This is a genomic window from Ruegeria sp. CDSA246 (assembly GCF_059611225.1).
On record NZ_JBXWPD010000003.1, the window covers coordinates 86,969 to 108,466 of the forward strand.

Consider the following 21,498-nt stretch of genomic DNA (forward strand, 5'->3'; position numbering starts at 1 on the left):
TACTTCCTTCAAGGATCAATCTAATGCGTTCTGCTGTAATCGTCTCAACCGCCCGTACTGCAATTGGCAAAGCCTTTCGCGGTGCTTTCAACGACACTCACCCCGCCGTTTATGGTGGCCATGCTGTCGCCGAGGCGGTCAAACGCGCCGGTGTTGACCCGTCCGAAATTGAGGATGTGATCATTGGCAATGCCGTCCCCGAAGGTGCAAATGGCGGCAATCTTGGCCGTCAGGTCGCCATGCGCGCCGGTCTGCCCGTGACCGCATCGGGCCAAACCATCAACCGGTTCTGCTCCTCGGGTCTTGAGGCGCTGACACGCGCCTGCTCGCGGGTCATGGTCGATGGCTGCGATGTGGTTGTCGGTGGCGGTGCCGAAAGCATCTCGCTGGTGATGGGTCGCGATAACACCTATCGCCTGAAAGAGGACTGGATCGCGCAGAACATTCGTGGGTTCTACGATCCGATGATCGCGACCGCCGATACTGTAGCCGAACGCTATGGCATCACCCGCGAGGCGCAGGATGCATTTGCCTTGCAATCGCAGCAGCGCACCGCCGCGGCGCAGGCTGCGGGCAAATTTGACGATGAAATCGTGCCAATCACGGTCACCAAGGCGAACAAGAATAAGGAAACCGGCGAGATCACCTATGAAGAGGTCACGCTGTCGCAGGACGAGTGCAACCGTCCTTCGACCACGCTGGAAAGCCTGCAGGGTCTCACTCCAGTGATGGGTGAGGACAAGTGGATTACGGCCGGTAACGCCTCGCAACTGTCCGACGGTGGCTCGGCGCAGGTTGTGATGGAAGAGAAGCTGGCCGAAAAGCGCGGGCTCGAGCCGTTGGGTCGCTATATGGGTTACGTCGTCGCGGGTTGTGAGCCCGATGAGATGGGGATCGGCCCGGTGTTTGCAGTGCCGAAATTGCTGGAACGCAATGGCCTCAAGATGGATGATATCGGCCTGTGGGAATTGAATGAGGCCTTTGCATCGCAAGCCTTGTATTGCCGTGACAAGCTGGGCATCCCGAATGAGATCCTGAATGTCGATGGCGGTGCGATTTCCGTGGGTCACCCCTATGGCATGTCGGGCACGCGTATGGTTGGTCACGCGCTGATCGAGGGTAAGAAACGCGGTGCGAAGTACATCGTTGCCACCATGTGCATCGGCGGCGGTATGGGTGCTTCTGGTCTGTTCGAGGTTCTCTAAATGACTGCGATCAACAAAGTTGCTGTCATCGGCTCGGGCGTGATGGGGGCAGGCATTGCCGCCCATTTCGCCAATGCCGGTGCCGAAGTCGTTTTGCTGGACATCGTACCAAAGGATGCCGAAGACCGCTCGATGTTGGCTAAAGGTGCCATTGCACGCATGACCAAGGGCCGCGCGCCGCAACTGGCCGATCCGGCCTATGCGGCCCGACTGACAGCGGGCAATCTGGATGATGATCTGGATCAGCTTTCGACCTGTGATTGGGTGGTTGAGGTTGTTCTGGAAGACCTCGCCATCAAACACGCGCTCTATGCGAAAATTGCACCCTACCTTCGCGAGGACGCGCTGCTGAGCTCGAACACCTCGACCATTCCGCTGGCCGATCTGGTCAGCCAGATGGATGAAAGCCTGCGCAAGCGGTTCATCATCGTGCATTTCTTCAACCCGCCGCGCTATATGCGCCTGATTGAGCTTGTGACCGGACCGGACACAGATCCGGCTGCTGCGGAACGTGCGCGTGCGTTCAGCGATGAACGCCTCGGCAAAACCGTCGTGCCCTGCAACGACCGCCCCGGTTTCATCGCCAACCGTCTGGGCGGGCTGTGGATGAACGCCGCTGCCCGCGAGGCTGTGGCGCGTGGCATCACAGTTGAAGAGGCTGATACAGTGCTGGCCCGTCCCTTCGGCGTGCCCGGAACGGGTGTATTCGCGTTGATGGACCTGATCGGTATCGACCTGATGGGCAAATCGCGCCTGTCTATGCGCAATCTGCTTGAGGCTGATGATCCGCAGCAATTCCACACCGACGGTCTGGAGCTGTTCGATCAGATGGCCGCCAAGGGCCTTGCTGGTCGCAAGGTCGGTTCGGGTTTCTATCGCAGATCCAAGGACGAAAATGGCAAACCAGTCGCCGAAGCCGTTGATCTGGCAACGCTAGAGTATCGTGCGCAGGCCAAGGGTCCGGAGTTTGCCAAAAGCTTTGGTGTCGACTTCATTGATCAGGCCGGTGATCGGTTGGCTGGTTTTGCCTGGGCCGTAATGGGGCCGACTTTGTCTTACGCAGCATACTGCGTGCCCGAGATTACCGCCAACCCGGCGGATATCGATGCAGCGATGGAGCTGGGATACAATTGGCGTATGGGCCCATTCAAGCTGATCGACAAGATTGGTGCGGACAAGATTGTGGCTCGCTTGAAGGCCGAGGGTCAGGACGTGCCGCCCTTGCTGGCGCTGGCCGCTGAACGCGGCGGGATTTATTCAGGCCAGGGCCGTGACCGTAAGGTGCTGTTGCCTTCGGGCGAACAGGCGGACGTGCCGCGTGGGCCCGGGGTGATCTTTGCATCTGACCTGACGGATGCTCCGGTGTTCCAGACCGAGGCCATTGTGCTGCGCGATATGGGTGATGGTGTCGCTCTGCTGACGATCACGGCACTTAATGCGGCTTTGGATGATCAGGTGATGACAGGTGTGAGCGAAGCACTGGACGTTGTAGGCCGAGACTTCAAAGCGATGGTCATCGGGTCGGACGGCAACCACTTTTCTGTGGGCGCGAACCTAAAAAAAGCGCTGGATCGTGCTGATGCGGGGGAATTGGATCTGGTCGAAGGGCAACTAGCCATCGGTCAGGCCACGATGCGCAAGATTAAATACGCGCCGTTCCCGGTTGTCTCGGCCGCCGGTGGTCTGGCCCTTGGTGGCGGCTGCGAAATCCTAATGCACTCGGATCGGGTCATGGCCGCTTTGGAAAGCAATATCGGGTTGGTCGAGGCCAATGTTGGCCTGCTGCCTGCGTGGGGCGGAACCACAGCCCTGTTGCTGCTCAAGGCGGCGGAGTTGGGTGATCCGGTCCAAGGGGCCGAGGCTGCGTTCGATGTGATTTCTGTGGCGCTGATGACCGGCTCTGCCCCGATGGCGCAACACGCGGGCTATCTGCGCGCGACGGACGGCGTTGTCATGAACCGCGACCGCCTTCTGGCCGAGGCCAAGGCGGCGGCTCTGGCGCTGGCTGACGGGTACAAACCCGCGCCCAAGGCCGAGATCACACTGGATGCCGCCGCTATCAATGCCGCGCTGGAGCTCAAACTGGCCGCACTGGCCGAGGCTATGCCAGACGCGCCCTACGCGGTCGAGATTGCGCGTGAAACGGCGCACGTACTGGCCGGGGGTGAGGGCGGCGTTCTGGATGAAGAAGCGCTGCACAGGCTGGAAGCCGAAGGCATGATGCGCCTGATCCGAAAGGATAAGACAATCGAACGAATGCGCCACACCATGACGACCGGCAAGCCGCTCAAAAACTGAGGGATCATAGGTATGGACTATCAACTCCCGCAGCGGGACATTACTTTTCTGTTGGACGAGGTTCTTGACCTCGACAAAACGCTGGCACTGCCTGGATATGAGCATTGCGACAAAGATACGTTCTTTGCGGTCGTTGACGCGATCAACGGGTTTGTGCGCGACAATCTGGCAACCTGCAATGAGGCGGGCGATAGCCCGGGTGCGCGGTTGGAAGACGGTCAGGTCCATGCCGCCCCCGGGTTTAGTGATGCCTATAAGGTATTCTGCGAAGACGGCTGGAACGCGCTGGCGCTGGAAGAAGAATATGGTGGCCAACAACTGCCCTTCGTCCTGCATGCCGCCCTGCGTGAAGGGATGGCCGGAACCAATCTGGCTTTTGCCCTGATCCACGAACTGAACTTCGGCGTTGTCGAAGCGCTGATGGCCTATGGATCGGACGAACAAAAGGCGGTCTATTGCCCTCAGCTGACGTCCGGCAACTGGGCCGGAACCATGAACCTGACCGAGCCGCATTGCGGCACCGATCTGGGCCTGATCCGCACCAAGGCCGTGCGAAATGATGACGGATCTTATGCCATCACCGGTAACAAGATCTTCATCACCTGGGGCGACCACGACATGTCGGAAAATGTCGCCCATCTGATCCTAGCGCGGGTCGAGGGCGCTCAGCCCGGACCGCGTGGACTATCACTGTTTTTGGCACCAAAATACATGCTGGATGCGGACAACAACACGACGGACCAGCAAAACACGATCACCATTGCCGGGATCGAGAACAAGATGGGTATCCACGGATCACCCACCTGCGCGATTTCGTTTGAAGACACCAAGGCCTGGATCGTCGGTGACGAGGGTAAAGGCCTGGCCGCGATGTTCGTAATGATGAACGCCGCGCGCCTGTCGGTCGGCTTGCAGGGGTTGGGCGTGGCTGAGGCCGCTGTGCAAACCGCGTCGACATATGCCCACGAACGTCATCAGGGGCGCGCGGACGGGGAACCGTTGAACCCGGACGGTCCTGCGGATCCGCTGATTGCCCATGCGGACGTACGCCGCCGTCTGCTGACCGCCCAGGGCGAAATGGACGCTGCCCGTGCGCTGGCCTATTTTGGAGCGGGCCTGTTGGACGAAGCTCATCGTGCCGCTACGTCCGAGCAGCGCAAAGCGGCAGACGCGCGCCTTTCGCTACTGACGCCGGTCATCAAGTCCTACCTTTCGGACATGGGATCACGAATGGCGAATGAGGCTGTGCAGATGCATGGCGGGCATGGCTTCATCAAGGATTACGGCGTCGAACAGCTGGTGCGTGATGTGCGGATCACTGAAATCTACGAAGGTACCAATGCCGTTCAGGCCCGTGATCTGGTTATGCGTAAGGTGCGCGGCGACAATGGTGCCGCCATCAAGGGTCTGGTGGCCGATATGCTGGACGAGGCGGGCAAACTGGGCGACGACGTCTCTGACTTGAAGAATAACTTGCGCGATGCGGCTTCCCGGCTTGGGCGCTCGACCGATTGGGTGCTGGGCACGGCGCAAGGTGACGTGCTGTCCGGGGCGTGCGACTATCTGGAAATCGTGGCGTTGAGCGTATCGGCCTGGATGTCCGCCCGGATTGCACGGGTGGCCACCGCTGCAGCAGGTTCTCAATCGCCAGAATACTATGCGGATCGGGTGGATGCAGCGCGCGCCTTTATGGCGCGGGCATTGCCCCGCGCTGTCAGCCACGAATTGATCATGCAGGCCGGTGAACCCGGCGTTGTATGTCGGGCTGATCGCTGTCTGTAACTCCTCCTTCTTCACAGACAGCGGTTCTAAAGGGCGTTCTGGAAACAGGGCGCCCTTTTTGCGTTTCTTGACCCAAATCAAGTTCCGCTGAGAGGTCATAGAATAGTATTTAGTTATCGGTCACTAACCTTAGGTAATACCATGAAATCCCATATCCTTGTGCAACCCTACATGCGTTCAAAGGGCGAAGATGTCGTTCTGCCCGGCTCGGACCCGGATCGGTATGAAACGCTGTTGGAGCGGACAACCGAGCAGATGAAGTTTGCCGACGAAAATGGGTATGCCGGGTTTTGCATGACCGAGCATCACTTTCAGGTGGAAGGAATCGAAACCACGACCAACCCGCTTTTGTGGAACATGCACATCGCTGCAAACACCAAGAATCTGATGGTGGGGCAGGTGGGTATGGCGCTGACGGCGCATCACCCGATGCGTCTAGCCGAGGATCTGGCAATGATCGATCACATGTCCGGTGGCCGATTGTTCTGTGGGTTTGTTCGGGGCAACACGCCGCGCTGGCTGAATACACTGGCGCAACATCTTGATATCACAACAACCCAATCTGACCGATCCAAGGAAGATGCCCGAAACCGTCGATTGATGGAGGAAAGTTGGGCCGTGGTCAAAAAGGCCTGGACCAACGAAACCTTCAGTCATCATGGTGAGTTTTGGAACATTCCTTCCGACAACATCACATGGCCCTTCCCCCCGACCGCAAAGTATGGCGGCGAAGGTGCGGTGGACGATAATGGCACGTTGCGCAAAATGGGTATTGTTCCGCGCCCGCGTAAGCGGACCGACGGGCGGGATTTTCCACCGCTTTACGTGCCGTTTTCGTGGTCGATGGAGACAGCGAAGTTCTGGGCCAAGGAAGGCGCCAAGCTGGTGTCATTTGTGTCCAAGGATGAGTTCATGGATATGACGATGCCGATCTATCTGGAAGAAGCGCACCACCATGGCCATACCGATCTGACGGTTGGAAACACTCTGGTTTTGGGCGGGCATTTGACCATCGGATCGACCGACGCGCAGGCCGAACGGCACTATCGCGATTTCGAGGAACTGTTCAATTTCGCCTATAACGCCCCGCCATATCATGTGCCGATGGGTCGGGTCTGGAAAGGCACCGTAGACCAGGTGATTGATCAGGTTGGTGCATTGAAAGAGAAATACGGGACCGAAGAATTCGTAGTCTGGCATCACGTCGGATACTTCACGCAGGATGAAGAGCTTGAGATGCTGGACAACTACGCCAAAGTCATCAAAGCGTTTTCCTGAACCGGGGCAAAAGGGGCCAACAACCCCCAAGCCGCGGTACTAAACTGCGGCTTGGGGAATGCAGGTTTCTATCTGACAGGCGAGGATTGGTTGGCTCTGGTCAATCAACCGCTCAAGGGTAGCCAATCCCGGCGTAGCGCCAACTAGAAGGCCTTGACACAGGCCTTTAAATATCGCTGGTATACTAATGAAAATGTCTGAAGGAAGCACGACGGCCGAACGGTTACTTGGCGTGCTTTTTTTGATCCAAATATGAACCAGAAATCACACGCCAAATGGGGGATCAGATGGCTGACGCACCAAAAGACACGCCGGAACAGGGTCGCACACTAATCCGCAACATCGGTTTGCTTCTGACCGGTGATCTGGACTCGCCTATTGCGGACAGTGATAGCCTTCTCATCGAAGACGGAGAGATTGTGGGCCTTGAGGCCAGCGATGCGGATCGCATCATCGATGCCTCTGGTTGTGCGGTCGCACCGGGCCTGATTGATGGCCATTGCCACCCGGTTTTCGGCGATTGGACCCCACGCCAAAGCCAGATCGGCTGGATCGAAATGAATGTTAACGGCGGCGTCACAAGCTTTATTTCCGCGGGCGAAGTCCATCTGCCCGGTCGCCCCAAGGATGCCGAAGGCGTCAAGGCATTGGCGATGGTGGCACAACGTTGCTATTCAAATTTCCGCCCGTCCGGTGCCAAGGTTTTGGCGGGAGCGCCAGTGCCTGAACTTGATTTTGATCGCGATTTCTATGCGGCAATAAAGGCGGCCGGTATCCGGCATATTGGTGAGATCGGCCTTGGGACAGTAGCCAAAGGCCCCGACGCGGCACGCGTCACTGGCTGGTGTCGGGAATTGGGAATTGAAACCATTATGCATACTGGCGGCCCTTCGATTGCGGGCTCTCACGATGTTCGAGCTGCAGATGTGCTAGAGGCGCAACCGGACGTAGTCAGTCATATCAATGGCGGACCAACCTCAATTTCGCAGGATGAAATCCGAGAGCTTTGCCGTCACGCGAAAGGGGCGCTTGAAGCCGTACACAATGGTAACGAGAAATCGGTACTTGTGACACTGGAAGGCGCTCTGGCCGAAGGACGCCTTGCCGATTTCCTGATTGGAACGGATGCCCCAGCAGGGTCCGGCGTACAGCCGAACGGAATGCTGCGGATGGCAACTCTGTTGGCCAGTATTGGCGGATTGCCTGCCGAACAGGCGTGGTGCTGTGGCACCGGAAACGTGGCAAAGAGACGGGGTCTTGCACAAGGGATCGTGGCACCTGGCCGTCCAGCCGATCTGGTGTTCATGGACCGCCCAGAGGGATCGGACGGTAAGAACGTTTTGGAAGGAATGGCCGTCGGCAACATCCCCGGAGTTGGGGCTGTTATGATTGATGGTAAGATGCGTACCGGACGGTCGCGCTCGACCCCTCCTGCAGCGCGCGTACCTGTACTTTAAAGACACGAGAAACGTAGGTTTGAAGCCTAAACCCGGCCGCCAGATTGGCGGTCGGGCTTAGGGCTTTACCAACAAAACGAACTTGGATTGTCTGCTTCAGACGCTAAATAACCCTTGCCGAGGGTACGTCTTCGGCAGGTTGCGTTTTATCGTATTAGCAAAATCTCAAGCTTTGGGGGCGCAATTGCGCCCCACTTTGATCACTTAAAGCGCAGCTTCGCTGCCCAGAACGGTCGTGAACTCGTTCGAGAACGTGCCGCCGTTGCCATGGGCAATCGCGACATTTACATCGTCGATCTGACGATCGCCACCGTCGCCCCGGATTTGGGTTGCAGCCTCGATCAGACAGAGCAGGCCGTACATGCCGGGGTGTACGCAACTTAACCCGCCGCCATTGGTGTTTACTGGCAGCGAGCCACCAGGTGCGATGTTGCCATCGGCTACAAAGGCCCCCGCCTCACCTTTCTTTACAAAGCCCATGTCCTCGAGGAACAGCAGCGTGTTGATGGTGAAGGCGTCATAAAGTTCGACGACATCCACGTCTTTGGTGGTGACGCCGGCCATCTCGAACGCGCGTTTCGAACTTTCCGCGGCACAGGTTGTGGTCAGCGTGGCAGCCTGGCTGATCTCGCGGTGGGAAATGGCATTGCCGCCCCCAAGGAAATAGGCGGGCTTTTCCTGAAAATCCTTTGCGCGGTCGGCCGAGGTCACGATGATCGCGGCACCGCCATCCGACATCAGGCAGCAATCCAGAACCGCCAGTGGATCGGCAACCATGGGCGAGGACAGATACTCCTCCATCGTCAGGTCATCCTGCATTGTCGCATCGGGGTTCAGCTGAGCCCATTTCCGGGCCGAGATGGCGACATGTCCGAAATGCTCTTTGGGTACGTTGAACTCGTGCATATAGCGTTGCGCGGTGAAGGCATATCCCGGCACCGGCACCATTGGTTCATAGGCGCGTTCCCATTGAGGAGTTTCGATCAACCCATTGAGATCGCGCGCGGATTTCGCGTTCGAGCCGTAGCAGATCAGCACGTTCTTACACAAGCCCGCCTGAATCGCCATGGTCGCTTCGACCAGATAGGACATGAAGGACGATCCGCCCACCATGTCCGAGTTCGCCCAGGTTGGCTTGATGCCCAGATACTCGGCGATCGAGAGGGTGGGGAAGAAGTGGTAGAAGGTGCCGCCACAGACGCCGTCGATCTCGGACAGGTCCATGCCTGCATCGGTCAGCGCGTTCTGTGTGGCTTTGACGATCAGTTCCATTGGTGAGGTGTTGGGCGTTTTGCCCAAACCCCAATAGCCTTTGCCAACGATAGCGGATTTGCCGCGAAGTGCGTGTGCCATGATTGAATTCCTTATTCCGCGGGCTTGAAGAACACGGCGGCTTCGCCGGATTTTGCGTTGGGTCCGAAGTCGGGGGTCATGACAACGGCCTGCACTTTCATACCGATGGTGATCGCTTCGTTGTCCACGTCCACAATGCGGCTGAACATGCGAGGACCTTCGTCCAGATCAATTAGTACGTTGTTGATGTCACCGCCGTATTTCGCCGGACGCCGGATGATGGTCGAGGCAAAGACGGTGCCGCGGCCCGAGGCTTCGACCCATTCCAGATCGTCTGCTCCGGTGGTGGGGGACAGGGCGCGTGGGTAGAAGTTGTATTCACCGGTGGTTTTTGAGCGCTGGATCAGAAATTTTCCAGCGGCCAGACCGGCACGGAACGCCGCGTCGGCCTGAGGGCTGGCCTCGGGAAGAGTAAAGTCAGTCATGTGTCGTCCTTGATGTTCACGCGGCGAAGATCGCCGCAGAATGCGTGGGTTCTGGATTAAGGATGCGGTGCCGCAGCAAACCGGCTTCCGGCAGAATGCGCGCCCGGACATGGGCCGCAGTGGCGCGCAACAATTCGGGCTCGGGGGCATTGTCCGCGGCGGCCTCGAGATCCGCCCAGGCGCGACCAAAATATACCAGCCCGGTCAGCCGCATATAGTCCGAGACCGACGGTCCGATATCCGTATAGCTTTGCATGACTTGGGTTGCGGATTTCCAGGCGTCGATCGCATCGGCCAGCTCGACCGAGCTGGGGCCCGTTGAGGCCAAATCGGCAAAAGCTTGCGCCGCCGCGCCGCCATTTGCGCGGATCGCGCGGCGGGCCACTCCGGTCGCCAGAACGCCGTTGGTGCCTTCGTAAATCGCCATGATGCGGCTGTCGCGCATGATCTGTTCAACGCGGTATTCCTTGCAGAATCCATAGCCGCCGTGGATTTGTACCGCTTGGCTTGAGGCCGCGTTGACTGCGTCGGTCGCAAAGGCCTTGCAGGTCGGAGTAAGGATATCCAGCAACCCCTGATCGGCGCCCAAATCCATATCCACAAAAGTGCGATAGACCATCGCCCGGCATCCCAGCGTATAGGCGTAGATATCCAGCAACATCCGCTGAACGTCACCGTGTTCGGTGATCAGCGCCGTGCCTTCTGATGTCGTTCCCTGGCGCCGACCTGCGGCATGCAAACGCGAACGCTGAAAGGCCACGTCCATCTGGCCCACGGCCTGCAGGGCCACATCCAGGCGCTCGGCATTCATCATGGTGAACATGGCGGCCAGACCTTGGCCTTCATGGCCCAACAATTCGGCCTTTGCGCCGTCGAACGCCATCTGACAAGTGGGTGATGCATGCATCCCCATCTTTTCTTCGATCCGCACGGTCTGAACCCGGTTACGTGTCCCATCGGGTAACACGGCAGGGCAGGCGAACAGGCTGAGACCCCTGACCCCCGGTGCCGCATCCGGGGTGCGCGCGAGCACCAGATGCAAGACGTTGTCGGTATAGTCGTGGTCACCGCCCGAAATGAAGATTTTTGTTCCGCTGAGCACGTAGTCATCACCATCGGGCGTAGCGGTTGTTTTGATCCGACCCAGATCTGACCCCGCATCCGGTTCGGTCAGGCACATCGATGCCATCCATTCACCGGACACCAGCGGCGGCAACAGCCGCGCCTTTTGATCGTCATTGCCCGAGGCATTCAGAGTTCGAATGCAGCCCTGCGCCAGGCTCAGCACCATCTCATAGGAAATACACGCGCCAGCCAGCATGTCCGCCAGAACCGCGCCCAGAATGTGTGGCAGTTCTTGCCCGCCAAATTCTTCAGGCGCACAAAGGCCCGGCCAACCGGCATCGGCATAGCGTTTATAGGCGGCAACCATGCCTGGTGGCATCCGCACCCGGCCATTTTCCAAACGCGCGCCGTGTTCCTCGCCGATCATGTCTAAAGGGGCAATTTCGGTGTTGATGAAGCGGCCTAAGGCTGGGATTACGGCCTCGGCCAGATCGTCGCTCCAATCTGGCAGCCGCTCGGGCCGACCGATATGCTTGAGGACGAATGCAATCTCGGCTTCAGAGGCGGTGTAGTCGATCATGTGGCGGCCTTTCCTGATACGATCACATCCGCGGCTCCATCATACAAGCCAGTGACCGCGTCAGCCCGAAGCTCTAGCGCAAGGCGTTGATTGATATAGCCTTTGTCGGTGATCTCGTTCTTTTCAACTGACGGGGCGTCGTGTTCGATGCGAACGCGCTTCACGCGTGTGGCGCTGCCGGTTTGCCCGGCATTGTATGCAGCCAGCTTTTCAGTGAGAAAGGCGCGTATTGCCGGATCGTCGGCATAGCCAGCCAAAGTGTCGCCCCGTCCGGTCAGGACTTTGCATTCATCTACGTTCAGGAACAGCAGCGCACCAATTTCGGTCCGGTCATGACCGGTAATGACGGCATCCGAGGCAATCGGGCTGAGGGCCTGCAGCAATGCAACGCGTAAGTTGCCGACGGCGACCCAAGTGCCGGTCATCAGTTTGAAATTCTCAGAGATGCGGCCATCGAATACGATGCCCTTTGATGGGTCATCTGGATCTTGCAGGCGTCCCGCGTCGCCAGTCAGGAAGTACCCTTCCTCGTCAAACGCCTCGGCGGTTTTTTCGGCGTTGTTCAGATAACCTGTTGTCACATGCGGTCCGCGGACCCGCATTTCCAGCTTGCCACCATTGGGCAGAAACTTCAGCTCGGATCCCGGACCCGGCACCCCGATGACTCCTGCCTTTTCGATGGGGAAGTGCACACATGTGGCCATCATCGCCTCGGTCAGGCCCCAGGCGCTTACAAACGGGATTTTCTCGCCCCTTTCCTGCAGGCCCAATTGTTCCAGACCTTCCCAAAGATGGTCGGGTAGCCCCGCACCAGAGAAAAAGATCAGGTCAAGCCGCTTGAAAAAAGCGTTGCGAAAGGCTGTGTCCTCGCGCAGGACCGGCAAAAGCATGTCAAAACCGCGCGGGACGTTGAAGAACAGAGTGGGCGATACGTCGCGCACGTTGCGAATTGTCTTTTCGATTTCACCCGGCACGGGTTTGCCATCATCAACATAGAAGCTGCCGCCGTTGCGCAGCATCATGTTGAAATTGAAATTGCCGCCGAACGTATGGTTCCAGGGCAGCCAATCAACCACGACAGGTGGGGCGCTTTCCAGAAACGGCCAAATCTGCACCACGGCTTCTTGAGTGGCCAACATCATGCGCTGCGTTACGATCACGCCCTTGGGCAACCCGGTCGAGCCGGAAGTGAACAGAATCTTGGCCAGCGTGTCATGGTCAATCACGGCCCGCGCTTGGGCAACCGGTTCGTCAGCTGTGGCTTCCAGGGCGTGTTCAAATGTCAGTGCGCCATCGTCCGACAGCTGTTCGATGCCTTCCGAGGCGAGAAACTCAAAAGCATGGGCAAAGCCCTTGGCATCATCGGCATAGGCCATACCGGGATTGGTGGTCCGGACGATATGGCGCAGTTTGGCCAGCGACTCGTCGAACAGAGAGTAAGGGACAGAAACCGGCACTACCGGAATGCCCACATGCATAGCAGCCAGCATCAGCAGACCGTGCCGGACCGAGTTGCCTGACAGAATCAAAAGCGGGCGATCTCTACCCAGTCCCTTGTTCAGAAGAAACGCAGCTAGTGAGCGGGTTTGCGTCAAAGCCTCGGAATAGGTGACGCTGATCCATTCACCGTCTGGCCCACGTTCGGCCAGAAACAGGCGATCGGGTGCTTCTTCCGCCCAGCGTTCCAGATATTCAGAAACGCACTGTACATCCACATTCAGCGGGTATGGGCTGCGCAAAACAAAGGCGCCATCGCTTAGGTCTTCTCGCAACACCTTTGAAGGCGCGAATTTTTGGATAGGCACAACACCGTCTTCACTTTGCCGGGCTGAAATGCTCATCTTTCCTCTCCCTGTCATCTGGTCGTCATGGACACGACATGATGCATATTTTGAAAATCAGGCTATCCAAAAAATTGTTAGTATGCAAATGTATTATTGATCGTTCACTAAGTTCTGACTTAACGGGTATGATGCATCAGGAAATCGCGCAAGACCGAAGCCTGATTTCGTTGCGTCATGGCGTACGGGGCACACAGGGAGACATGGAATGAGAATCGAAAACGCATCCGCAATCGTGACTGGCGGTGCTTCGGGGTTGGGGTTCGCGACGGCCGAATATCTTGCATCATGCGGGGCGAAAGTGGCCCTGTTCGACTTGCCCGGCGACAAACTGGACGAGGCCGCAAAGCAGATGGGGGCAATTGCCGCGCCTTGCGACGTCACCAAAGAGGCCCAGGTTGCTGCGGCGCTGGACACGGCAACTGCCGCCAATGGTTTGCCCCGTGTTGTCGTCAATTGCGCCGGCGTAACGCATGGCGAGCGGATCGTAGGGCGCAACGGCCCGGCGGCGCTGGACGGGTTCGCCAGAACGGTTCAGATCAACCTGATTGGCACCTTTAATGTCATGCGCCTGGCGGCTGAGCGGATCATGCAAAATGAACCGCTTGAGGATAACGAGCGGGGGATTATCATCAACACCGCGTCGGCGGCGGCCTTTGAGGGGCAGATCGGGCAGGCGGCTTATTCTGCCTCGAAAGGTGGGGTGGCCAGTCTGACCTTGCCTGCGGCGCGGGAGTTTGCGCGCTCGGGCGTTCGGGTCATGGCGATTGCACCGGGTATCTTCTCGACCCCGATGATGGATTTGCTGCCGCAAGAGATTCAGGACAGTCTGGGTGCCAAGGTTCCCTTTCCGTCGCGCCTTGGGCAGCCGGCTGAATTTGCGCGCTTGGCAGGGCACATGATCGAAAACACCATGCTGAACGGTGAATGCGTGCGTCTGGACGGCGCGATCCGTCTGGAACCCAAGTAAGGCTTTGCAATGGAATATACACATATCACCCCAGAGACAGACGGCCCGGTTGGTATCCTGACGCTGGACCGACCTGCCAAGTTCAATGCGATCAATCACGGGCTGCTGTTCGAGATCGAGCATTATTTTGACACCCTTCCCGATGAGATCGGCGCAGTTGTGATCCGCAGTTCCGGTCAGCACTTCTGTGCCGGGCTGGACCTGTTGGAACATTCGATGCGCGACGCCGCAGGGGCGATGCATGAATGCCGCCTGTGGCACCGGATTTTCGACAAAATCGAATACGGACGGGTTCCGGTCGTCGCCGCAATGAACGGTGGTGTTCTGGGCGGTGGGATGGAGCTGGCTATGACCGCCCATATTCGGGTCTCGCAGCAGGATACGTTCTATGAGCTGCCCGAAGGACGCCGCGCGATCTTTGTCGGCGGCGGCGCAACGGTACGTGTTGGCCGGATTATTGGGGCCAGCCGGATGATGGAGATGATGCTGACCGGCCGCCGCTATGGCTCGGACGAAGGTTTGCAACTGGGGCTGGCACATTATGTTGAGCCGGACGGAACCGTGTTCGACAAAGCGATGGAGCTGGCCCGGCGCGTGATCGAGAACGCACCGCTGTCAAACTACATGATGATGCAGGCGATCACGCGCATCAATGACATGTCGGCCAGTGATGGCTTCTTTACCGAAAGCCTGGCTGCGGCGATTGCCCAATCCTCACCCGAAGCGCGGGCCGGGATGGAGGCGTTTCTGAACAAGACAGGAAAGCGGGACAATCAGTAAGTCCCGAGACACGCGGGATCTGGTGTGAGAGCGTTTCACCAGATCCCGGTGTAGGGCGGGGCAGAGCCCCGGTTGGTCAATCGACAAAAGCGCGTTCGACCACAAAAGTTGCAGGTTTGTTGTTCGCGCCCTCTTCCAGACCGAACCCTTCCAGCGCGGCCTTGGTATCCTGCAGCATCGCCATCGAGCCGCAGATCATTCCGCGATCTGTTTCAGGTGAGATTGGCGGCAGGTCCAAATCATCGAATACTTTGCCCGATGCCATAAGGTCGGTGATCCGACCTTTGAACGGATAGTCCTCACGCGTGAGGGTGCAATAGTGCCGCAAATTCTGCGCCATCTCGCCCACCAACGGATCGGATTTGAGCGCCGCAACCAATTCTTTGCCATAGTCCAGCTCGCCTTTTTCCCGACAGGTATGGGTCAGGATTACTTCGTCGAACTTCTCATAGGTTTCGGGGTCGCGGATCAGCGATGCAAAGGGCGCAATGCCGGTTCCGGTCGAAAACATCCAAAGCCGTTTGCCTGGCAACAGCGCGTCATTGACCAGCGTGCCTGTGGGCTTTTTGCGCATCAAAACCGTATCACTTTCGCGAATTTTCTGCAGGTGTTCGGTCAGCGGGCCGTCGGGGACTTTGATGGAATAGAACTCGATCTCTTCGTCCCAACTGGGTGATGCGATGGAATAGGCGCGGTACACAGGTTTTTCCGCGTTCGGCAGGCCAATCATCACAAACTCACCTGACCGAAACCGGAAGGAAGCCGGGCGGGTGATGCGGAATTTGAACAGCCGGTCGGTGTAATGCTTCACTTCGGTAACGGTTTGGGCGAACACGCCCGCCGGAATGGGGAATTCAGTTTTGGTCGTAGAATCCAGCGACATATTAGTCTCCTATTCTGCCGGGGCATCCGACAAGAGCGCAAGCTTGCCTTCTTTGCCGTTCCAGTCGTCCGCTGCAGGCATCGGGTCTTTCTTTTCGGTGATGACGGGCCAAGCCTCTGCGTATTTGCCGTTTAGTTGGACCCACTTTTCCATCCCATCCTCGGTGTCCGGGCGGATTGCGTCGGCGGGGCATTCCGGTTCACACACGCCGCAGTCGATGCATTCGTCCGGATGGATGACCAGTGTATTTTCCCCTTCGTAGAAACAATCCACTGGGCAAACCTCCACGCAATCGGTGAATTTGCAGTTGATGCAGTTTTCGGTGACGACGTAAGTCATGGAGCGCCTAATCGTTAGTATACAAATGAGTATTGTGAGAAGCGCGTGCCTGTCAATACGTTTCTGTACGAATAAAATTTTCCTGAGTCGGACTCTTGACCCAAATGTGAAAAAAATTAGTGTACTAACGAAAATACTACGCTTCGGCAGGGTGGCATGACTGACAAGCGGGTTGTCGAAACATCGGACTTATGCTGTTGGGGAGATGCAGGATTCGATCCCGGACACAAGTTGGCCGATCGCAGCAGAGTTTTGAAAGGTTCAACCCATGAGCACCCCCTTGCACGGATTGAAAGTGATCGAGCTGGCCCGCATTCTGGCCGGACCCTGGATTGGGCAGACACTGGCTGATCTGGGGGCAGATGTGCTGAAGATCGAAAGCCCCGAGGGGGATGATACGCGAAAATGGGGCCCTCCGTTTATCGAGCGCGATGGCGATAAGACAGCCGCCTATTTCCACGCGGCCAATCGGGGCAAGGACAGTATCGCATTGGATTTCCGGGATGCGGGTGATCGGGCGAAGCTGTTGGACCTGATCCGCGATGCGGATGTGCTGATTGAAAACTTTAAGGTTGGCGGGTTAAAAAAATATGGCCTGGATTATGATAGCGTCAAACAGATCAACCCCGGACTTGTTTACGCATCCGTCACTGGGTTCGGTCAGGATGGACCCTATGCCCATCGGGCGGGGTATGATTTTCTTATCCAGGGTATGAGCGGGATCATGGACCTGACAGGCGACCCGGAGGGAGAGCCGCAAAAGATCGGCGTCGCCTTTGCAGATATCTTCACAGGCCTCTACGGGGTAATCGGCATTCAGGCTGCACTTGCTGAACGAGAGCGTTCGGGGCAGGGACAACACGTGGATCTGAGCCTGCTGGATTGCATGACGGGCGTTCTGGCCAATCAGGCGATGAATTATCTGGCCTCGGGTGTGTGCCCAACGCGACTGGGTAACGCCCATCCCAATATCGTGCCTTATCAAGTGTTTCCGGTGGCGGATGGGCACATCATCATCGCCTGTGGAAACGACCGGCAATATGCAAGCCTGTGCGAAATACTGGGCCTGTCGGGGTTGATCGACGATACCCGATTCATGTCCAATGCGGACCGTGTGGAAAATCGCGCTGCGTTGACTGAATTGCTGACGAGTTCCTGTCTGAAATGGACCAAGGCTGATCTGTTGGCGGCCCTTGAACAACATGGCGTGCCCGGTGGCCCGATCAATTCAGTGCACGAGGCACTAAGCGACCCGCAGATTCAGCATCGCCAGATGCAGATCAACCCGGAGGGCGTGCCCGGTTTGCGCACTCCGATCCAGTTTTCCCGGTCTGAATTGCAGTTGGACAAGGCGTCTGCCAAACGGCCCGTCAAATCATGAGATTTTTCGCAGAATACGGATAAGGTTGCGCTGTTCAGCGGCCGTCAGCGGCTTGAGCGTTTCGTTGGTGATCTGTTGACCGACATCTTTCATCCGCGCGACCATGGCCTCGCCTTCGGGGGATAGCGAAATCAGTGTGCGTCGCTTGTCGTCCGGATCGGGTTCGACAACCGCAAATCCCTTTTGACGCAGGCGATCAACGACCCCTTTGATTGTCGCAACATCCATTGCCGCCAGCCGCCCCAACCGGTTTTGAGAGCACTTGCCCAAATCTGCAATACGGATCAGCGCAGCAAACTGCGTTGGCGTCAGGCCGTCCAATGTGTGTGACTGGAAAATCGACGCGTGGCGCTGGTTCGCCAGCCGCAAAAGATAGCCGACCTGCTCGTCAAGCGCATAGCTTTCAATCGATTCCGTCATGACGGCTCCTGCCTGATTCAATTGTTCGTACTATAATAATCAAAGCCATGTCCTTCCCACAAGACCAAGGTATTATACGGCAAGATAGGTATTTGAAATTTCTGGGTTTTCGTCGAGGTCAGTAAAGCTGCCTTCGAACCGCATTTCGCCTTTTTCGATGATATAAGCCCGGTCCGACACGATACGCGCAAAGTGCAGGTTCTGTTCACTGATCAGCACCGACAGCCCCTCTCGTTTCAGTTCCGCAATCACGCGGGCCATCTGTTCAACAATGACCGGGGCAATCCCTTCTGATGGCTCATCCAACAGGACCAGCTTGGGATTGCCCATCAACGTGCGGGCAATGGTCAGCATCTGTTGTTCCCCACCCGAAAGCTGTTTGCCCAGGTTCTTGCGACGTTCAGCCAGATTTGGAAACAGCTCGAACAAGTGTTCCTGTGTCCATTCGGGTGCATCTGGACGTGGTTCGCGGCGTCCGACTTCAAGGTTTTCTTCGATGGTCAGATCCCCGAAAATCCGACGGTCTTCGGGGACATAACCCATGCCAAGGCGACAGATTGCATGAGGGGTATTCCCCTGAATCTCGCGTTCGGCATAGCGGATGGTGCCATTTATGTGCCGCACCAATCCCATGATGGACTTCATGGTGGTCGATTTGCCGGCACCATTCCGGCCCATCAGCGCAACCACCTCGTTCTCGCCGACGTTCAGCGAAACACCGTTGAGGATTTGCGCACGGCCGTACCAGGCCCCAAGGTTTTTGACATCAAGCATGGGCGCTCTCCGCTTCAAAGACTGAGCCACCGCCCAGATATACCTCTTGGACCAATGGGTTGGTGCGGATTTCAGGCCCTGTGCCTTCGGCGATCAACTCACCCCGGTTCAGCACCAGAATACGATGAGCATGGGCAAAAACGACGTCCATGTCATGTTCGGTGAACACCACGCTTACGCCGCCTTTAGCCACGATTTCCGCGGTCAACGCCATCAGGGCTAGCCGTTCGGACGGTGCCATGCCCGCCGTCGGTTCGTCCATCAGCAGAAGGGCGGGTTCATGCGCCAAGGCAATCGCCAGTTCCAGCCTTTTCAGATCGCCATACGCCAGTTCCGAACATGCCCGCCCGGCTTGATCCTGCATCGAAACAAGTTCCAGCAACGCCATTGCCTCATCCACATACATCCGCGTCGCGCGGGAAAACAGGTCGAACACCCGGCGGTGATGCGAGATCAGCGCCATCTGGACGTTTTCCACAACGGTCATCGACAGGAAGGTTGCCGTAATCTGGAACGTTCGACCAACGCCCATACGCCAAATCTTGCGCGGCGGATGGCCGATCAGGGCCTGACCGCGCAAGGATACCGAGCCTGCATCCGGTTTCAGGTAGCCATTCAGCATGTTGAAACATGTGGTTTTGCCCGCGCCGTTGGGACCGATCAAGGCAAGGAATTCCCCTTCCTTCAGATCGAAATTCACACCCTTCACGGCCTGCACGCCGCCAAAGGATTTAGACAGGTTGCGGACTTCGAGAACGTTGGTCATGCGCGGCCTCCTTTCAGGCCGCGCAGCAGGCGCTGGACACCGCCCGCAATTCCGTCAGGTGCCACTAGGACAACGATTAGAATGATGGCCCCGAAGATGAAACGCCAATAGTCTAACCGCGTGACCCAATCTTCGATCAGTACAAAGGCACCGGCCCCCAGGATCGGACCCGCCAGTGCGTGAATGCCACCCAGAAGAACCATGATCAGACCGTCGATGCTCAGCGCGATGCCGAGGCTGTCAGGAAAGACGCTGCCCTTGGAGAATGCAAAGACGACCCCGGCCAAACCGGCAAAGCCACCCGCCAGCACAAATCCCATCCATTGATGAAACCGGGTATCGATGCCAATCGATTCAGCCCGGGTTTGGCTGTCGCGTATGCCGCGCAGGATATAGCCGAACGGAGAGAAGGCCACACGACGCAGCGCCCATATTCCGCCAATACAAAGGACGAAGGCGATGTAAAAATAAACCTTGTCAGAGCTGGCCCATTTCGCAGGCCATACACCAAGGATGCCATCATCCCCGCCTGTAAATTCCTGCCATTGGAACGTGACACCCCATAGGATCTGGGCTGCGGCCAAGGTCAACATGGCAAGGTAAACGCCAGACAGCCGAACACAGAACCAGCCGAAGAACAGCGCTGCAATAGCCGCGCAAACCGGGCCGAAAAGCATTGCCGAGACCATGCCGAGCCCAAGGAATTTGACCACCATCGCGGCACCATAGGCACCAACGCCGAAATAGGCGGCATGTCCGAAACTGACCATGCCGCCGACGCCCATCATGAAATGAAGCGATACGGCAAATAGCGTCGCGACCATCACATCGACCATCAGGACCGAGGTGAAATCTGCAGTGAACAAGGGGCTAAGGGCCAAAACCAACAGCGCAGCCATCAGCACCATTGCTGATTTCTGATCCATCAGCGCAAGTGGTTGGTCCGGCTCCTCGGGTGCTCCTTTTTCGCTGCCCGGTTTGCCAAACAGACCATGCGGGCGGAAGATCAGGACAATCGCCATGATAATGAAGGGTAAGACGATCGAGATCTGCGGGAAGATCAGGATGGCAAATGCGTTCAGGACCGAGATCAGAACCGCCGCCACAAACGCGCCGGACACGCTGCCCATACCACCGATGACAACCACAACGAAGGCCTCACCAATGATCGACAGGTCCATCTGCAGAGATACTGCCTCGCGCGGGATTTGCAGCGCGCCGCCCAATCCAGCCAGGAATGACCCCAGAACGAAGGCCGCTGAAAACAACCAGACTTGGTTGACGCCTAACGCCCCGACCAACTCGCGGTCTTGGGTTGCAGCACGCACCAGAACACCCCATCGCGTTTTGTGAAACAGCAGCCAGATGGCCAACAGGACGACCGGCCCGATAGCAATCAGGGCGAGGTCATATTCGGGAATTGGTTCTCCCATGATGCGCACCGCACTATCCAACCCCGGTGCGCGCGGACCCAGCAGGTCCTCTGCCCCCCAGATCGCCAGCGTGCCATCCTGAAAGATCAAAACGACGCCAAACGTTGCGACCAGTTGGAACAACTCGGGCGCGTGGTAAATGCGGCGCAGGATAGTGAGTTCGATGATCAGGCCGATCACCCCGACGATTATTGCCGCCAAAATTACGCCGACCCAAAATCCAAGGATGCTGCCACTCCAGAGTGTGACCAGTGTGTAAGCGAGATAAGCGCCGACCATGTAGAACGAGCCATGCGCAAAGTTCACGATCCGCGTGACGCCGAAGATGATCGAAAGCCCGGATGCGATCAGGAAAAGCGAGGAAGCGTTCGCCAATCCAGTCAATAGCTGTGCAAAATAGAACCCCATCGGGCCACCGTCCCTTGTTCGTGTTCTTTTTGTGGGGCGGGGCAGCTATTGCCCCGCCAA

The 21,498-nt window shown here is 57.5% G+C and carries 18 protein-coding genes; 8 read left to right on the forward strand and 10 right to left on the reverse strand.

The genetic code is table 11. The features are described from left to right. Positions 1-23 precede the first annotated feature (23 nt). The 5 genes from AC2FI9_RS05090 to AC2FI9_RS05110 all read left to right on the forward strand — a co-directional run bounded on the left by AC2FI9_RS05090 (position 24) and on the right by AC2FI9_RS05110 (position 8,020). Positions 24-1,205: an acetyl-CoA C-acyltransferase gene (locus AC2FI9_RS05090; protein ID WP_496766239.1), complete on the forward strand. Its 1,182-nt coding sequence runs from the start codon at positions 24-26 to the stop codon at positions 1,203-1,205. Further along, positions 1,206-3,503, forward strand: a complete 2,298-nt coding sequence (locus AC2FI9_RS05095) for a 3-hydroxyacyl-CoA dehydrogenase/enoyl-CoA hydratase family protein (RefSeq protein WP_496766241.1) — start codon at positions 1,206-1,208, stop codon at positions 3,501-3,503. A gap of 12 nt (positions 3,504-3,515) precedes the next feature. Further along, the gene (locus tag AC2FI9_RS05100; protein ID WP_496766243.1) at positions 3,516-5,285 is read left to right on the forward strand and encodes an acyl-CoA dehydrogenase family protein; all 1,770 of its coding nucleotides are present in this window, start codon (positions 3,516-3,518) and stop codon (positions 5,283-5,285) included. Between the two features lie 141 nt (positions 5,286-5,426). Beyond that, on the forward strand, positions 5,427-6,563 hold the full coding sequence (locus AC2FI9_RS05105; RefSeq protein ID WP_496766245.1) for an LLM class flavin-dependent oxidoreductase: 1,137 nt from the start codon (positions 5,427-5,429) through the stop codon (positions 6,561-6,563). A gap of 287 nt (positions 6,564-6,850) precedes the next feature. Next, positions 6,851-8,020: an amidohydrolase family protein gene (locus tag AC2FI9_RS05110; protein WP_496766248.1), complete on the forward strand. Its 1,170-nt coding sequence runs from the start codon at positions 6,851-6,853 to the stop codon at positions 8,018-8,020. Between the two features lie 204 nt (positions 8,021-8,224). Here the strand turns inward: AC2FI9_RS05110 and AC2FI9_RS05115 are convergent, their stop codons facing one another. From AC2FI9_RS05115 to AC2FI9_RS05130, 4 genes are read right to left on the reverse strand one after another with little or no spacing between them, the layout of a single operon-like run. Continuing rightward, positions 8,225-9,373, reverse strand: coding sequence for an acetyl-CoA acetyltransferase (locus tag AC2FI9_RS05115; RefSeq protein WP_496766251.1), 1,149 nt, complete (start codon positions 9,371-9,373; stop codon positions 8,225-8,227). Between the two features lie 11 nt (positions 9,374-9,384). Next, a complete protein-coding gene (locus tag AC2FI9_RS05120) occupies positions 9,385-9,798 on the reverse strand; it encodes a Zn-ribbon domain-containing OB-fold protein (protein WP_496706163.1) in 414 nt (137 codons plus the stop codon). 16 nt (positions 9,799-9,814) lie between these two features. Beyond that, positions 9,815-11,443, reverse strand: coding sequence for an acyl-CoA dehydrogenase family protein (locus AC2FI9_RS05125; RefSeq protein WP_496766254.1), 1,629 nt, complete (start codon positions 11,441-11,443; stop codon positions 9,815-9,817). Beyond that, positions 11,440-13,284 (reverse strand): feruloyl-CoA synthase, encoded by a 1,845-nt coding sequence (locus tag AC2FI9_RS05130; protein ID WP_496766256.1) that lies wholly within the window; start codon positions 13,282-13,284, stop codon positions 11,440-11,442. Before AC2FI9_RS05130 ends, AC2FI9_RS05125 begins: the two co-directional genes overlap by 4 nt. 208 nt (positions 13,285-13,492) lie before the next feature. On the opposite strand from AC2FI9_RS05130, the gene AC2FI9_RS05135 reads away from it, so the two are divergent. Further along, entirely contained in the window at positions 13,493-14,254 is a 762-nt protein-coding gene (locus AC2FI9_RS05135) for an SDR family NAD(P)-dependent oxidoreductase (RefSeq protein WP_496766258.1), read from the forward strand. Positions 14,255-14,263: 9 nt separating this feature from the next. Next, positions 14,264-15,034 (forward strand): crotonase/enoyl-CoA hydratase family protein, encoded by a 771-nt coding sequence (locus tag AC2FI9_RS05140; RefSeq protein ID WP_496766260.1) that lies wholly within the window; start codon positions 14,264-14,266, stop codon positions 15,032-15,034. Between the two features lie 76 nt (positions 15,035-15,110). Here the strand turns inward: AC2FI9_RS05140 and AC2FI9_RS05145 are convergent, their stop codons facing one another. Both AC2FI9_RS05145 and fdxA read right to left on the reverse strand, forming a co-directional pair. Continuing rightward, positions 15,111-15,917 carry a ferredoxin--NADP reductase gene (locus AC2FI9_RS05145; RefSeq protein ID WP_109311145.1) on the reverse strand — a complete coding sequence of 269 codons (807 nt, stop codon included), beginning with the start codon at positions 15,915-15,917 and terminating at the stop codon, positions 15,111-15,113. A 9-nt stretch (positions 15,918-15,926) separates the two neighbouring features. Then, complete coding sequence (gene fdxA, locus AC2FI9_RS05150) at positions 15,927-16,256, reverse strand: ferredoxin FdxA (protein ID WP_282169614.1); 330 nt, start codon at positions 16,254-16,256, stop codon at positions 15,927-15,929. A 268-nt stretch (positions 16,257-16,524) separates the two neighbouring features. Between fdxA and AC2FI9_RS05155 the strand changes: the two genes are divergently transcribed. Then, on the forward strand, positions 16,525-17,637 hold the full coding sequence (locus tag AC2FI9_RS05155; protein WP_496766264.1) for a CaiB/BaiF CoA transferase family protein: 1,113 nt from the start codon (positions 16,525-16,527) through the stop codon (positions 17,635-17,637). Here the strand turns inward: AC2FI9_RS05155 and AC2FI9_RS05160 are convergent. From AC2FI9_RS05160 to AC2FI9_RS05175, 4 genes are all read right to left on the reverse strand, one after another. Beyond that, positions 17,632-18,057 (reverse strand): MarR family winged helix-turn-helix transcriptional regulator, encoded by a 426-nt coding sequence (locus tag AC2FI9_RS05160; RefSeq protein WP_108859585.1) that lies wholly within the window; start codon positions 18,055-18,057, stop codon positions 17,632-17,634. The two genes, AC2FI9_RS05155 and AC2FI9_RS05160, sit on opposite strands and share 6 nt — an antisense overlap. A 72-nt stretch (positions 18,058-18,129) precedes the next feature. Beyond that, entirely contained in the window at positions 18,130-18,831 is a 702-nt protein-coding gene (locus tag AC2FI9_RS05165) for an ABC transporter ATP-binding protein (protein WP_496766266.1), read from the reverse strand. After that, a complete protein-coding gene (locus AC2FI9_RS05170) occupies positions 18,824-19,597 on the reverse strand; it encodes an ABC transporter ATP-binding protein (protein ID WP_496766268.1) in 774 nt (257 codons plus the stop codon). Before AC2FI9_RS05170 ends, AC2FI9_RS05165 begins: the two co-directional genes overlap by 8 nt. Next, complete coding sequence (locus AC2FI9_RS05175; RefSeq protein WP_496766270.1) at positions 19,594-21,438, reverse strand: ABC transporter permease; 1,845 nt, start codon at positions 21,436-21,438, stop codon at positions 19,594-19,596. Before AC2FI9_RS05175 ends, AC2FI9_RS05170 begins: the two co-directional genes overlap by 4 nt. Positions 21,439-21,498 lie beyond the last annotated feature (60 nt).